Below are 14,664 nucleotides of genomic sequence, written 5' to 3' on the forward strand. Positions count from 1 at the left end.
ATGTCAGGCCCGCCCGGGCGCCAGCGCCTGCGGCTGCACCCCGGCTGCCCGCAGTTCGCTGGCGACGATGTCCTGGAAGCTCAGCGTGGGGTTCATCTCGCACAGCATGCCGACCCGGATCCAGAAGGTGGCCTGGGCGTTGATCGAACGGCTGGAGACGGTGCAGGCACGGCGCAGCTGGTCGTGCAGGGTGTCATCGATGTTGACGATGCCCATGGGCGGTCCTGGCGGAATGGATATATGAAGCATATATGTTCCGTATATCCGCCTCAAGCCCGCATCGTTCAGTCCACGTGGGTGGCAAAGCGCAGTCGGTTGCCGTCCGGGTCACGCAGGAGCATCTCGCGGCTGCCCCATCCGGTGCCGTGCGGTGGCTGCTCGATCGGTACGTTGGCGGCACTGAAGGCGCGGTGCAGGGCGTCGACGTCTTCAACGATGAAGTACACCGCGCCGCCGACCTCGCAGTCGCCGCTGTGTTCGGTGAGGAAGATCGTCTGGCCGTCGCGGGTGAGCTGGGCGAACAGCGGGAAGCCGGGTTCGAAGCGGTGTTCCCAGTCGACCACGAAACCCAGCCCCTGCACGTAGAATGGCAGGGTGGTGTCGGCATGGCGCATGCGCAGTTGCGGGATGACGGTCTGGGGCATCGCGAGGCTCCGGGGCGGGAGTCCAGTGTAGTGCCGGCCGCTGGCCGGCATCCCGGCGAGCCTGGGAACGATGAGGTTGCCGGCCAGCGGCCGGCACTACCGAAGCCACGCCGGCCAGCGGCCGGCACGACCGACGCGGTCAGCAGGCGGTCGGCACGGCGGCCATCGCCGCCAGCAGTTCGCGATTCACCTGCTGGTGCCGTGCCTGCCACACCGGCAGATCCTCGGCGCTGACGTCAGGTTGGCCGTCCAGCGACGACAGCCAGCGCTTGAAGCGGCTCTGGTAGTTGGCCAGCGACACTTCGCCGGTGATGTCGCTGCCGACCAGGCCGCCGGCGCGCAGCGCTTCGATCACCACCAGTGCGTGTTCCAGCTGGAAGCGGCCCTGGTCCCAGTTGCTGCGGGCGACGTCCTCGGCGAACACATCCTTGTCGATCGACAGGTAGGTCGGTTGCGGCGACTTGGCCTGCTCGGCGGCGAACGCGGCAACCAGTGCCTCCGGGTGCTCGAACCGTCGGAATGCACGGCCGCTGCCGAGGCGGTGGCCCCAGCCCACGTCCACATCCATGCACCAGTAAGTCAGGCGCCCGCCCATCAGCGGGCGCCAATGGTTCTCCCAGGCGTGGCCCAGGCCGATGTCACTGGAGGTGATGCCGAGCACATGGATGTGCGAGATCTGCGGCAGCTTGCTGGCCGCGTTCACCCACGACCCGCAGTGCATGCCGAACGGGAAACGCATGTTGTCCGGATGGTTGTCCAGCACCACCAGCTGGAACGGCTGGTGCGCGCGCATGCGACGCAGCAGCGGCAGGCTGAGGTGGTGGAAGTCGCCACTGCCGAGCATCACCGTGCCGAGCTGGGCCGGCAGCGGTGCCAGCACTTCAGCGGCGAAACGGTCCAGGGTTGAAGTGCTGCAGGCGAAGCGCAGCGGATCGTGCCACTGCGGCAGCGCCAGGGTCTGCGCCTGTGGCAGCGGCAGTACGCCACCGTCCAGGTCCAGGATCAGCGGAAAACGCGACGACATCGTTCAACCGCCTCCATCAGGTTCGCCCTGCAGGTACGGGGCCAGCTTGCGCAGGGCAGCGCGCAGCAGCGGGGAGCGGGCGTGGATCGCGTGCCGGGTGGAGGTGAAGCGGGCGCCCAGCTCGGCCTTGATCCGCGAGTCGGTCCAGCCGGCCACGTAGTGGCTCAGGCCGTGCTGCAGCGCGTACTCGAGGTTGTGCATCCAGCTGACCGCGTACAGGTTGTGCTCGCGTGATTGCGGGTAGGCCAGGCCGATGTACTTGTCCACCAGCTTTCCGGCGTGGATGTAGCACAGGTTCCAGCCGATCAGCAGACCCTGGTGGCGGTACAGGAACATCCGTCCCTGGCCCTGGCTGTCGGCCAGCAGGTGTTGGAAGTAGGGCAGGTCGAGCTGGTCGAAATGCACCGCGCTCTGCGCGAACACGCCCAGGTACAGCGCGTACAGTTCGGCCTGCAGTCGCGGGTCGGCGAGGGCCGGATCGCCGGTGGCGATGCAGTCGATCTGCAGGCCATCGCGCGAGCGCAGCTTGCGCCGGATGTTCTTGCGGCGCGAGGACGACAGGCGTCCGAGATAGCCATCGATCGAATCGAAATCGATCGCCACCCAGGCCAGCGGCATGCCTTCCAGTTCGACGAAGCCGCGTGCCAGCAGCGCCTGCAGGAAGGCGCTGCTGTGTGCATTGGCCGCGTCGTCCAGCAGCGGCGAATCGATTGCCAGGTCCTTGACCACCAGCAGCCGGGAATCGCCGATCGCGTGACGCGTCACGTCCTCGGCCAATGCCTCTGGTGCGACGTGCGCGGGCAACGGGGTGTACTCGGTGCTGGTGGCACCGACGAAGCGGGTCTTCCAGGTGATCCAGGGCCGCCACAGGCGCGACAGCGGCAAGCCAAGCAGCTTGCCGCGCAGGTCGTCGTCCATCGTGGTGGTCAGGTCGAGCGGCGCACGGAAGGTCGGCAGGCCGCTGGGAAGCAGGCCTGCCTCGAATCCAAGCGGCGGGTGGGCCAGGAAGCCCTCCAGCAGCGCGGCCGGTTCCAGCGCGGTGCTGGATGCGCGTGACGTCATCTCCATCGGCACGGGAACCGGCAGCGCATCGACCTCAGCCCTTGGCCTTGGTCAGCGCCTGGTCGAGCAGGGTGATCGCCAGGTCGATCTCTTCGTAGCTGATGTCCAGCGACGGCGCGAAGGTGATCACGTTCTTGTACCAGCCACCCACGTCGAGCACGAGGCCCATGCGCTTGCCGTCGTGCAGGAGGTCACCGGCCAGGCCGATGTCGACCATGCGGTCCAGCAGTTCCTTGTTGGGGGTGTAGCCGTCGGTCTGGCAGATCTCGGCGCGCAGGGCCAGGCCCAGGCCGTCGACGTCGCCGATCTCCGGGTGACGCTTCTGCAGGCCACGCAGGCCGTCCAGGAAGTACGCGCCCTTCTCCGGCACGGTGCGCTCGTAATCCATTTCCTTGCCCAGCTTCAGCACTTCCAGGCCGAGGCGGGTGCCCAGCGGATTGGAGTTGAAGGTGGAGTGGGTGGAGCCCGGCGGGAACACGGTCGGGTTGATCAGTTCTTCGCGCGCCCACAGGCCCGACAGCGGGTTCAGGCCGTTGGTCAGCGCCTTGCCGAACACCAGCACGTCCGGGGTAACGCCGAAGTGCTCGATCGACCACAGCTTGCCGGTGCGCCAGAAACCCATCTGGATTTCATCGACGACCATCAGGATGCCGTACCTGTCCAGCACGCGCTTGAGGCCAGTGAAGAAGTTGCGCGGCGGGATGACGTAGCCGCCGGTGCCCTGGATCGGCTCGACGTAGAACGCGGCGTACTCGGCCTGGCCGACCTTGGGATCCCACACGCCGTTGTACTCGCTTTCGAACAGGCGCTCGAACTGCCACACGCAGTGGTCGGAATACTCGTCCGGGGTCATGCCCTTCGGACGACGGAACGGGTACGGGAACGGGATGAACATCGCGCGCTCGCCGAAGTGGCCGTAGCGGCGGCGGTAGCGGTAGCTGGAGGTGATCGACGAGGCACCCAGGGTGCGGCCGTGGTAGCCGCCCTCGAAGGCGAACATCAGGCTCTTGCCGCCGCGCGCGTTGCGCACGATCTTCAGCGAATCTTCAATGGCCTGCGCGCCGCCGACGTTGAAGTGCACGCGGCCGTCGAGGCCGAACTTCTGGTGCATGTCCACGGCAATGGTCTTGGCCAGCTGCACGCGGGTCGGGTGCAGGTACTGGCTGGCGACCTGCGGCAGGGTGTCGATCTGGTCCTTCAGCGCGTCGTTCAGGCGCTTGTTGCTGTAGCCGAAGTTGCAGGCCGAGTACCACATCTGCAGGTCGAGGTAGGGCACGCCCGCACCGTCGAACATGTAGCTTCCTTCGCCGCGCTGGAAGATCTTCGGCGGGTCGACGTAGTGGACGGTGTCGCCGAAGGAGCTGTAGCGGGCTTCGTCGGCCAGCAGCTGCGCGTCGGAGGCAGCCGCGTCGGCGTTCTTGTCAAAAATGTTCATGCAGTTCGGTTCCGTGAAGGACGTTCGAAAGGGGTGACGGGGGAGCGCGCCTGGAAGGGAGTGCTCAGGCGGTGGCCAGCAGCAGGGGCAGTGCGGCGGGCTGCGGGCTGGCGTCGAGGCGACGTGGCTGCAGCAGGCTGCCATCGAGCAAGCGCGGCAACAGTGCGATTGCATCGTGGAAGGTATCGATGGCGGCATGCTCGATGCCGGCCTTCGTGCAATGGGTGATCAGGCGGCGCTTGGCGAACACGAAGTCGGCATCTTCGGAGACGCAGAAATCCGAGCTGCCATCGCCGATCATCAGCACGCGTGGTGCTTCGTCGACACGCGCCTGCGCGGCGCAGGTGCACTTGCAGGTACCACTGCGGCATCCTTCGGCCTGGTAGGGCGACTCCAGTTCCCAATGGTCTTCGCACCAGCGCAGGTGGTTGGCCACCACCGGCAGTCGCGACAGGCCGTGGTTGGCGAGGATGCGGTGGATCGCATAGTCCAGCCCGTCGCTGACGATGCGCAGCGGCACGCCCAGCTGTTCGGCGCGGCTGACAAAGGCGGCGAAGCCCGGATCGATCTGCACCTGGTCCAGGTGCGCGTCGAGCGTGGCCGGGTCCAGCTTCAGCAGCCGCACCTGGCCCTGCATGCATTCACGCGAGCCGATCTTTCCCGCCTTCCACTGGTCTTCCAGTTGCTGCCAGCCCGGCTGGCCGTACTTCTCCAGCAGCGAGTCGATGACATCTTCGAGGCTGATGGTGCCATCGAAGTCACACAGGATGCTCCAGTGCATGGGCAGGTCCGTCGATGAAAGAAACGTCCGGCACGATGCCGGGGCAGGCTCAATGTAGGCAGGCAGCCTTTCTCGTTCCTTTCCTGTTGAAAGCCTGCACCGCCGGGTGGGGAAAGTGTTCAGGAATCGAGCGTGCTGAATGGGCGTGATGCCGTGAAAACCGCGCTTTCAGGGCTGCGCAGCGGCCAGCGCCCGCAGGATCTGCGCGGTCTCTTCCCGGGTCTGCCAGGCGCTGTTGCCGAGGGTCAGCATGCGTGCGGCGAAGTCGCGCGCGTTCGGCATGTCGTCCTGCGGCACGATGCCACGCAGGTAGGCGTAGTCGGGCAGGGCATGGATGAACATGCGGCTGGCACCGAGGCCGCGCGGCCACAGTTCGTCCAGTGCGGCATCGCGCGCGCGCTGGCTGGGCAGCAGCAGCATCAGCATCGGCCAGGTGCCGCCGGTGCCGGCCAGGCCATCGACCACCTCCACCGCCGGCAGCTGTGCCAGCTGCACACGCAGCTGCAGTGCGCGCAGGCGCCCGGCCTGCAGGAACGCAGGCAGCCGCCGTGCAGCGTGGGCGCCTACGTTCTGCCGCCACTGGCTGACCCGGTGCTGCGGGATGTCCAGCGGGAAAATGTCTCCGACCGCGTCTTCCAGATCGCCGCGTTGCAGGGCGCTGCGCAGCGGATTTCCGTACACCAGCGACAGCAGCGAGGGGCGGTAACAGGCGGCAAGACCCAGCAGCTGCACGCTGCGAAGCAGCTCCCAGCGCAGGCTGAAACGTACCTGTTCGGCGGCATGTTCGGCCAGCGCGGCGCGCAGCTCGTCATCGCGGCTGACCAGCAGGCCGCCTTCATGCAGGCTCAGCCCCTTGCCGGCGGCCAGGCTGAAGAATCCGATGTCGCCACGCAGGCCCACGCTGCTGTTGCCGACCCGTGCACCCAGCGCCTGTGCGGCATCTTCGATCACCCAGGCGCCGGCGCCGCGTGCGACCTCGCAGGCCCGTTCGACATCGGCGATGCGCCCGCCGAGGTGGGTGGGCAGGATCGCCAGCGTCCGCGCGTCGGCCAGGCGCGAGAGCTGTGCCGGATCAAAGTCGAAATGGCCACGCCGGGTATCGCACAGCTGCACGCGCAGGCCGAGGCTGTGTACCGCGATCGGCACCAGCGGACAGGTATAGGCCGGCAGGATCACGGTATCGCGCTTGGGCGCGCGCTTGCGCAGGGTGCGCAGTGCGATCAGCAGCGCGTGGGTGCCGGAACAGGTCAGCTGCAGCGGCGGTGTGCCGAGCTGGGTGGCCAGGATGTCGCGCAGGTCGCCGCCGCCGGGAAGGAAGTCGCTGGCCTGCATCGGCAGGCCAGCGGTCGGCGGCAGTTCGCGCGCGAACAGGCTCATCGCAGCCCGCTCACGAAGTGCTGTCGGCGGGGCTGTGCGGATCATCCGCTTCGGCGCGGCCGAGGCAGACGATGCCAGCCACGATCAGTACCGCACCGACAAAGTGATGCAGGGTCAGCGGCTCTTTCAGCAGCCAGGCCGACAGCAGCAGCACACTGATCACCTCCAGGTGCGAGGCCGCGAACGCCGGGCCGATCGGCGCATGGCGCAGCAGGCTCATCCAGGTGAAGAACGCGCCGACGTAGCCGAGGACCGCGCCGTATACCCACGGCTGCGACAGCACGCGCAGCAGCCACGCGGTGTTGGCCTCGACCGGCAGCGCGGCGTCACCGGCGTACTTGAAGCACAGCTGGGCCAGCGTGTCGAAGGCCATCAGCAGGGGAAAGCCGATCACATACAGGCGCCTCATGAGCCGGCCCCCACCACCGCCACGCCCGCCGTGACCAGCAGCATGCCGGTCACCCGCAATGGCGTGAGCTTTTCGCGGAACAGGATGCGGCCGGCGATCATCAGCGCAACGATGTTGATCGAGCCCAGCAGCACGCCCTTGGACAACGGCACCAGCGACAGGAACGCGATCCAGGCAACGAACTCAAGCACGTAGCAGGCGATGCCGATCCACAGCCAGGGACGGCTGAGCATGTGTTTCCAGCGTTGCAGTCCTTCGCCATCCTGCGGGTCGCTGGCGGCGGCCTTGAAGGCGAGCTGGCCACCGGTATCGAGCACCACATTGGCCAGCCACAGCAGCGTGGCGAGTGCCCCCATCTCAGGCCACCGCCTTGAGCACGCCGCTGCGTTCACCGATTTCGGTGAAGAAACGCGCGCTGCGGCGGATCACCTCGCGGCGTTCGCGGTCGATCGTGATCATGTGGTAGCTGTCTTCCAGCACCACCAGTTCCTTCGGGCCGCTCACCCTCGACATCACCAGTTCGGCGTTGCCCATGCTGGCCACGTCGTCTTCGCGGGCGTGCATCACCAGGCACGGTGCGGTGACTTGGTGCAGGTGGCGGCGGGTCCAGTTGCTCAGGGCGCGCATCTCGGCCAGCGCGTGCCAGGGGTTGCCCGGCAGGCCGGCCGCGGCGCTGTCGCCGGACAGCATGGCGGCACTGACCTGCGCACGCAGGCGCTCGTCACGCAGGCCATAGGGCGGTTCTTCCATGAACATGCAGTCGCGGCCGATGTTGAAGCGCTTGAACCACGGCAGCAGGAACGACAGGCGGGCCACGGCGGGAATGTTCCAGCCGTCGTAGCGGAAGGTGGCGCCATACACGCCGACGCCGGACACCCATTCGGGGCGGCGTGCAGCCAGCGCCAGCGCCAGTACCGCGCCCATCGACAGGCCTCCGACGAACAACTGGTCGACCTTGCCACGCAGGCTCGCCGCTGCATCTTCCACGCCCTGGTACCACTGTTCCCAGGTGGTCGCCAGCAGGTCATCCACGGTGCCGCAATGGCCGGGCAACTGCACGCCGTGTACGGTGAAGCCGGCGTTGTTCAGGCCCTTGCCCAGCATGCGCATTTCCGCCGGGGTGCCGGTCAGGCCGTGGACCAGCAGCACGCCCTGCGGGCCACCGGGGAGGAAGAAGTCGTGCGATTCGGTCACCTGGCGGCTCCGGGACGGCAGTGGGGATGGTCAGGATCGCAAGCGCGATTTTCGCCAGCCTTTCAGCGCCCCGGTACGGGTCAGGGGGCCTTCAGCAGCGGCAGTGTGATGGCGACCTTCAGGCCCCCACCGGCGCGGTTGAGGAAGGTCAGGCGGCCGCCGGAATGCTCCACCGCTTCGTGCGCGATGGCCAGGCCCAGGCCGGTGCCGCTGGCTGCGGTGCCAGGCGCTCGGAAGAAGCGCTCGCCCAGCCGTGGCATCACGTCCTCGGGCACGCCGGGGCCGTTGTCCTCCACGTACAGTTCGACGTCATTGTCATCCAGCGCATGCACGCCGACCGTGACGGTCGCATCGCGGCCGGCATAGCGCAGCGCATTGTCGATCAGGTTGTCCAGTGCTTCCTGCAGCTGGGCACCATTGCCGAGCACGCGCAGCGGGTGGGGGCTGCCGCGGTAGCCCAGATCGATGCCATCGCGGATCGCTTCGGGCACGCGCATGCCGACCCACTGCGGCACCAGCTCGCACAGGTCCAGTGCCTCCACGGTATCGGGCACGGTCTGCGCCCGGCTCAGTGCGAGCAGCTGGGTGCTGACCCGGGCGGTGCGCTGGTTGAGCCGGCGGATGTGCTGCAATGCCTCGCGCACCGTGTCCGGGTCGCCATGTGCCAGTGCCTGGTCCACGTGCAGGGCCATGCCGGCCAACGGCGAGCGCAGCTGGTGCGCGGCGTCGGCGATGAAACGGTTCTGCAGCGTGATCATTTCCGCCTGGCGCGCGAACAGATCGTCGATGGTGCTGATCAGCGGCTGGATCTCTTCGGGCACGTCGGCATCGGAGATCGGTGCCAGTTCGCCGCGGCGCTGCGCCAGGCGGGTCCTCAGCGGTGTGAGGATGCGCAGGCCATGGGTCACCCCGAACCAGACCAGCGCGGCGGTGCCCAGCGCCAGCATGGTCATCAGCGGGATGATGATCATCAGGATCTCGCGCGCGCGCTGGCGTCGTTCGGCCATGCTTTCGGCCACCGTCACCGCCAGCTGGTCCTGCGGATCGTTCATCGCACGCGTGCAGACGGTGGCCATGCGCACCGGCTGGCCGTTGAGAATGCCATCGTACAGGGTGGGGTCCACGCCGGTGCATTCCTGCGAAGGCGCGTAGGCACTGAAATCCGCATTGCCGCTGAGTGTCCCCTGGCGGCTGCTGTCCACGTTGAAATAGCGATGGCCGTCGGGCTCGTATTCGATCAGGAAGCGCGCCTGCGGAGACAGGTCGCTGGTCACCGGCATGGTGCTCAGCATCTGCGCGAACGAGTGCGTGTCGTCGATCAGGTTACGGTCGTGGATGCGGTTGGAATAATCCAACGCAACGTAATAGGCCAGGATCGTATTGAAGGTAAGCAGGCCCAGCATCGGCAACGCCAGGAAGGCGAGCAGGCGCCGGCGCAGGCTGGGGGGGCCACTGATCACGGGGCGCTGTCGTCCTGCGCGTCTTCCAGCATGTAGCCCAGTCCGCGCACGGTGCGGATGCCCATGCCGCCGGGCTGCAGCTTGCGGCGCAGGCGGTGCAGGGCGATGTCCAGGCCGTTGTCGGTCAGGTCCTGGCCCCAGTCGCACAGCGCCTCCACCAGCTGTGCGCGCGAGACGATGCGCTCGGCGCGTACCGCCAGTGCCGACAGCAGGCCGAACTCGCGTGCGGTCAGTTCCAGCGACTGGTCGTCGATCCACACCCGATGCCCGGCCAGATCGATGCGCAGGCGGCCGATGCGCAGGTCCGGGTTGCCATTGCTGGTCACGCGGCGCAGCTGTGCGCGCACGCGGGCTTCGAATTCGTCCAGTGCGAATGGCTTGACCAGGTAGTCGTCGGCACCGAGGTCGAGCACGCGCACGCGTTCGGCCAGGCCGTCGCGGGCGGTCACCACCAGTACCGCCAGGCCATCGCCGCGCTGGCGCAGGCGCTGCAGCACGTCGCGGCCATCCAGCTGCGGCAGGCCCAGGTCCAGCACCAGCAGCGCGTATTGGGTCGAACCCAGCGCGGCGTCGGCGTGCGCGCCGTTGTCGACGTGGTCGACCACATGCCCCTGCCGGCGCAGCGAGGCGCACAGGCCGGAGGCGATGTCCGGGTCGTCTTCAGCAATCAGAACGCGCATGCGCGGGGAGCTCCTTTAACGGTCGGGCCCAGCGGGTGGACGGGGCGGGCCTCTCGGCTGCCGAGGGTAGCCGCAAACCGGGTGAAGGTGGAGCGCGCCGGCACCTCCCGGCACCGTCGCGCTGTCCCGCCATTCAGTCCTGCAGGCCCGGCTCACCCAGTGCCAGCGGCACCCGTGAGCCGTCCAGCAGGCCGCGGCTGAGCCTGCCATCCTCGATGAACAGCAGTTCGCCGTTCTCGCCGTTCTTGATGCTGCTGTCGATGGCGATCACGCGGTCGCCGTGGAAGCTGCTGACGTGTGGCATCGAGGTATGGCCAACCACGATGCGCGTGAGCTGCAGGCGGTCGAGCACGGCCTGTACCGCCGCGGTGTCGAGGCGGCCATCGAAATAGCCGCGGTACCAGATCGGGCTGGTCTTGCCGTCATACAGCGGTGCGGTGGCCGGGTCGGCCTTCACTTCGGCCTTGGGCAGGCCCAGAGAGGCCTGGTAGGCCGCATTGGTGCGTACCGGGTCCAGCGCCAGCTGCAACGCCTCGGGCGAGATGCCGCCATGCAGGAACAGGGTATCGCCGATCTTCAGCAGCACCGGGCGGGTGCGCAGCCACTGCCCGATCACCGAGTCGGCGCCATACAGTTGCGGGTAGCTGCGGCCCAGCAGCTGGGCGCTGCGCAGGTACTTCGGGTTGACGTAGCGCAGGTCGTCGTACAGCACCATGGTTTCGTGGTTGCCGAGCACGAAGTGCACTGCGCCACCGGCGGCGGCGGCCTGCTGCTGCAGGCCGTACAGCAGCCAGAACGCCTCGGTCACCTGCGGGCCGCGGTCGAATACATCGCCAGCGATGACCAGCGTGTCCTTGCCCAGGGCCCAGCGATCCTGGGCGTCGATGACCTGGTGGGCGCGCAGCAGGCGCACCAGCAGCCCGTACTGGCCATGGATGTCCGACAGCGCGACGATGCGCGGCGCGGCCGGCAGCACGGAGACCGAGGCCGCATTCGGCGCGGCCACGTGCACGGTGTGTTCGTAGCCACAGCGCGGCGCGATATCGGTGCCCGTCGTGTTGATGGCCAGCGAGCGCGACTCGACCTTGTCGTCGCAGATCCACTTGGCCTGCAGCTGGTCGCCCTGGCGGAATACATAGGGGCCATCGGCCTGCACGTGGTCGGCGGGCGCGGCAACCTCGCGGGCCTGCGTGGTTGCTGTGGCGCAGGCCAGCAGCGGCAACAGCAGGGCGGTCAGCAGGAAAGGGCGATAGCGCGGCATCGGCGGCGTCCGGCGGCGGAAACCTCCGATGCTAACCGGCGCGGCCGGATCGTGGTGTGCGCGAATGGGCGGATCAGGCGCCGCGCCGGTCGTCCTTGAGCTTGCGCACGCGGGTGGCGGCGGCCTGCAGCGGCTGACCGTCGCGCCCGTGTGGCTGCATGTAGGGCAGTGGTCGCCGCGTGCTGGATTCGATCAACTGCGAATGGGCTTCACCGGCGCTGAAGCGATGGCGTTCTCCCCACTGGCGCAGCGCGACCAGCAGCGGGAACAGTTCCTGGCCGGCGCGGGTGAGCACGTATTCCTGGTAGGCCGAGCCATCGGAGGCCGGTTGCAGTTGCAGGATGCCGGCCTCGACCAGCCTGCGCAGGCGATCGCTGAGGATGTTGCGCGCCGCGCCGAGGCTGCGCTGGAAGTCGCCAAAGCGCGTGACGCCGTCGAAGGCATCGCGGATCACCAGCAGTGCCCAGCGATCACCGAGCAGGTCGGCGCTGCGGGCAACGGGGCAGGGACTGTTGGCGTGCATGCTGTGGCCTCCGAATGTGGTTGCAGTTTAAAACCAATGACGATAGCCTGCATAAAGTTTCAAATTGCAACTACATCATGAGCGCATCGATGTCCCGCCCATTGCTGACCCTGCTCGCGGTCGCGGCCGGCGCCAGCGTTGCCAACGTCTATTACGCGCAACCGCTGCTGGATCGGCTGGCACAGGCCTTCGCATTGCACCGTGCCGTGGCGGGCGCAGTGTTGGCGGCAACCCAGGCCGGCAGTGTGCTGGCATTGCTGGGCCTGCTGCCGCTCGCCGATCGCGGTGACCGGCGACGCCTGCTGCGGATGCAGTTGATGGCGCTGGTGCTGGCCCTGCTGTGGCTGGCAGCGGCACGCACGGCCGGTTGGCTGTTGTCGGGCATGCTGCTGGCCGGGCTGTTGGGCACCGCGCTGACCCAGGGCTTGATCGCCTATACCGCCACGCTTGCGCCGCCCGAGCAGCGCGGGCGCCTGGTGGGCGTGGTGCAGGGCGGCGTGTTCATCGGCCTGTTGCTGGCGCGCGTTGTATCGGGCGCGGTCGCGGCCACCGTCGGCTGGCGGGCGGTCTATCTGCTGTCGGCAGCGCTGATGGCGGCCCTGGCCGTGCTGCTGTGGCGGCGTCTGCCGGCGGTGCCGGTGCCGGCGGTACCACCGCGCTGGCGCGAACTGCTGGGTTCGATGCTGGGCATGCTGCGCCGGGACCGCGCGCTGCGCGAGCGTGGGCCGCTGGCATTGCTGCTGTTTGCTGGCCTCAACGTGTTCTGGGCGGCGGTGCCGCTGCCGCTGTCGGCGCCGCCGTTGCAGTGGTCCACCGCGGCCATCGGCGCACTGGGCCTGGCCGGCGTAGTGGGCGCCTTGATGGCGGCGCGGGTCGGGCACTGGATGGACCGCGGTTTCGCCGGTCGGGTCAGTCTTGGCGCGTTGCTGCTGATGCTGGCCGCGTGGTGGCCGCTGCTGGGCCTGCCGCAGTCGCTGTCGTTGCTGCTGCTGGGCGTGATCGTGCTCGACCTCGGTGGGCAGGCACTGCACGTATCGAACCAGGCGCTGCTGCTGCGTGCACCGGCAGAACAGCATGGACGCCTGGTGGCGTTGTACATGCTGTTCTATGCAGTGGGCAGTGGTGCCGGTGCGGCTGCCGGGCCCTGGATGCAGGCCCGGCATGGCTGGCCTGCCGTGTGCCTGCTGGGTGCAGGCATCGCGGCGCTGGCGCTGCTGTGGTGGGCAGCATGGCGGGTGGTGGCGTCCAATGCATCGGCTGGCGGGCGAATCGGTAGAGTCGACTGTCGGTAGAGTCGACTGTCAGTCGACTGCTCTTCGCCCCGCGTGCGAAAAATCCCGCGCTGCGTGCGATAGTCGACCAGCGGTCGACTCTACCTGTCCTGTCGTCATCGCTGCAGTGCACGCCGTCCCGGTGCTTCCTCAAGGTCCGCGCTGGCCACTACCACGCGGTTGCGGCCGCTGCGCTTGGCCTCGTACATCGCCGCATCGGCCCGTGCCATCAGCCGCTCGTAGTCCGGGTGGCCGTCATGGCCGGCTACGCCGATGCTGGCGGTCAGTGCCAGTACCTGGCCGTTGGCCAATGCCACCGGTGACTGCGCGATCTGCCGCCGCAGGCTTTCGGCGATCACCGCGGCCTGTGATTCGCTGGCCGCGACCAGCACCACCACGAACTCCTCGCCGCCATAGCGGAACAGGTAGTCACTGCCGCGGGTCAGCTGGCCGAGCAGGCCGGCGACGTGCTGCAGCGCGCGGTCCCCGGCGTCGTGGCCGTGGCCGTCGTTGATCGCCTTGAAGTGATCCAGGTCGAGCAGCAGCAGCGAGAACGGCGTGCGGTTGCGCGTGGCCAGCTCGATCTCCCGGCGCAGCACGGTAGGCAGGAAGCGGCGGTTGAGCAGGTTGGTCAGCGCATCGCTGCCGGCATCCAGCTCGCCGATGCGCTCGAACAGCAGCGTCATCAGGGTGCGGATGGCGGCCAGGTCCTCGCGGATGGCCGGCAGCACCGCCAGTCGTTGTGCCGGGGCATCGTTGCTCGCCCGCTGCAGGTTGCTGTCGATGCGGGCCATCAGCTGGCCGACCTGCCGGGTCTCGCTGCTCTCGCCGAAGCTGGGGATGCCCTTGTGGGTGAACCACAGGCCGAACTCGGAAGTGGCCAGGCTGGCGCTGTCGCTGGCCTGTACGTGGCCAGCGAGCGCGTAGAGCAGGGCGTTCTCCCAGTCCAGCAGCAGTGCGCGCTGGCGTTCGCGTTCGGTGCCGACGTTCTGCACCAGCGAGAACAGCCGGTACGCAGCATCGGCGCGGGTCGAGCGCTCGCGTGCATGGGTATAGGCCAGGGTCATGCCTTCCATGGCGATGTCCATGATCGCGCTGAGGCAGTCGATGGCGGCGAACGCAGTGGCACTGTCGGGCGCGTCGTCGTGCAGGCGCACGAACAGTTCGTGCTTGAGCACGCGCGCGCCGCGGGTGACCAGGTCGACCGGAATACCGACCCGGGCATGCACATCGCCGATCACCCGCTGCGAGGCAACGGCGCCGGCAATACCGTCGGCATTGGTGGTCAGCAACTGCACCAGCCAGCGCTGCATGGCCGGCTGCAGGCGCTGCTTGACCTGATCGTGGGACAGGAAGCGGCGTGCACGCCCGTCCTGCAGCAGTACCTCGTAGAAGCGTTGGGCCAGCGCCGGCGGGGCATCGGCGGCGGCGGCGTGCAGCAGCGCGGTGGCGGCAGGGCCGGCCTGTTGCAGGCAGTGCTGCCAGGCCTCGGCCAGCGGTTGGCTGGCATCGTCCAGTTGGGGTGGTTCCACGTCGATCTCTG

General features: G+C 68.1%; 16 protein-coding genes. 1 reads left to right on the forward strand and 15 read right to left on the reverse strand.

Annotation, left to right across the window (positions count from 1 at the left end):
* Positions 1-3 precede the first annotated feature (3 nt).
* The 14 genes from VG561_RS01750 to VG561_RS01815 form a co-directional block, all read right to left on the reverse strand.
* On the reverse strand, positions 4-216 hold the full coding sequence (locus VG561_RS01750; RefSeq protein ID WP_014646422.1) for a ParD-like family protein: 213 nt from the start codon (positions 214-216) through the stop codon (positions 4-6).
* 68 nt (positions 217-284) lie between these two features.
* Complete coding sequence (locus VG561_RS01755; RefSeq protein WP_423179318.1) at positions 285-644, reverse strand: bleomycin resistance protein; 360 nt, start codon at positions 642-644, stop codon at positions 285-287.
* Positions 645-783: 139 nt separating this feature from the next.
* Entirely contained in the window at positions 784-1,668 is an 885-nt protein-coding gene (locus tag VG561_RS01760) for an arginase family protein (protein ID WP_032958040.1), read from the reverse strand.
* 3 nt (positions 1,669-1,671) lie between these two features.
* Positions 1,672-2,736, reverse strand: a complete 1,065-nt coding sequence (locus VG561_RS01765) for a GNAT family N-acetyltransferase (protein WP_053494653.1) — start codon at positions 2,734-2,736, stop codon at positions 1,672-1,674.
* Between the two features lie 28 nt (positions 2,737-2,764).
* A complete protein-coding gene (locus tag VG561_RS01770) occupies positions 2,765-4,165 on the reverse strand; it encodes an aspartate aminotransferase family protein (RefSeq protein WP_111205780.1) in 1,401 nt (466 codons plus the stop codon).
* A gap of 64 nt (positions 4,166-4,229) precedes the next feature.
* A complete protein-coding gene (locus VG561_RS01775) occupies positions 4,230-4,946 on the reverse strand; it encodes an MtnX-like HAD-IB family phosphatase (protein WP_262093251.1) in 717 nt (238 codons plus the stop codon).
* A 168-nt stretch (positions 4,947-5,114) separates the two neighbouring features.
* Positions 5,115-6,323 carry a DegT/DnrJ/EryC1/StrS family aminotransferase gene (locus VG561_RS01780; RefSeq protein ID WP_014646428.1) on the reverse strand — a complete coding sequence of 403 codons (1,209 nt, stop codon included), beginning with the start codon at positions 6,321-6,323 and terminating at the stop codon, positions 5,115-5,117.
* A 10-nt stretch (positions 6,324-6,333) separates the two neighbouring features.
* Entirely contained in the window at positions 6,334-6,732 is a 399-nt protein-coding gene (locus VG561_RS01785) for a DMT family transporter (protein WP_423179319.1), read from the reverse strand.
* Complete coding sequence (locus VG561_RS01790) at positions 6,729-7,088, reverse strand: EamA family transporter (RefSeq protein WP_014646430.1); 360 nt, start codon at positions 7,086-7,088, stop codon at positions 6,729-6,731. Before VG561_RS01790 ends, VG561_RS01785 begins: the two co-directional genes overlap by 4 nt.
* A gap of 1 nt (position 7,089) precedes the next feature.
* Positions 7,090-7,926 (reverse strand): alpha/beta hydrolase, encoded by an 837-nt coding sequence (locus tag VG561_RS01795; protein WP_423179320.1) that lies wholly within the window; start codon positions 7,924-7,926, stop codon positions 7,090-7,092.
* An 80-nt stretch (positions 7,927-8,006) separates the two neighbouring features.
* Positions 8,007-9,386 carry a sensor histidine kinase gene (locus tag VG561_RS01800; protein ID WP_049441505.1) on the reverse strand — a complete coding sequence of 460 codons (1,380 nt, stop codon included), beginning with the start codon at positions 9,384-9,386 and terminating at the stop codon, positions 8,007-8,009.
* Entirely contained in the window at positions 9,383-10,066 is a 684-nt protein-coding gene (locus VG561_RS01805; RefSeq protein WP_014646433.1) for a response regulator, read from the reverse strand. The genes VG561_RS01800 and VG561_RS01805 overlap by 4 nt, the downstream gene beginning before the upstream one ends.
* A gap of 133 nt (positions 10,067-10,199) precedes the next feature.
* Positions 10,200-11,327, reverse strand: a complete 1,128-nt coding sequence (locus VG561_RS01810) for a metallophosphoesterase (protein WP_197574156.1) — start codon at positions 11,325-11,327, stop codon at positions 10,200-10,202.
* Positions 11,328-11,400: 73 nt separating this feature from the next.
* Positions 11,401-11,850, reverse strand: a complete 450-nt coding sequence (locus tag VG561_RS01815) for a winged helix-turn-helix transcriptional regulator (protein WP_126411857.1) — start codon at positions 11,848-11,850, stop codon at positions 11,401-11,403.
* A gap of 89 nt (positions 11,851-11,939) precedes the next feature.
* Between VG561_RS01815 and VG561_RS01820 the strand changes: the two genes are divergently transcribed.
* Positions 11,940-13,142 carry an MFS transporter gene (locus VG561_RS01820; RefSeq protein WP_414611939.1) on the forward strand — a complete coding sequence of 401 codons (1,203 nt, stop codon included), beginning with the start codon at positions 11,940-11,942 and terminating at the stop codon, positions 13,140-13,142.
* A gap of 95 nt (positions 13,143-13,237) precedes the next feature.
* Here VG561_RS01820 and VG561_RS01825 read toward each other — a convergent pair whose 3' ends face one another.
* Positions 13,238-14,653 (reverse strand): GGDEF domain-containing protein, encoded by a 1,416-nt coding sequence (locus VG561_RS01825; RefSeq protein ID WP_032958025.1) that lies wholly within the window; start codon positions 14,651-14,653, stop codon positions 13,238-13,240.
* Positions 14,654-14,664 lie beyond the last annotated feature (11 nt).

The sequence above is a fragment of the Stenotrophomonas sp. CASM110 genome (assembly GCF_049384345.1).
Lineage (GTDB): Bacteria > Pseudomonadota > Gammaproteobacteria > Xanthomonadales > Xanthomonadaceae > Stenotrophomonas > Stenotrophomonas muris.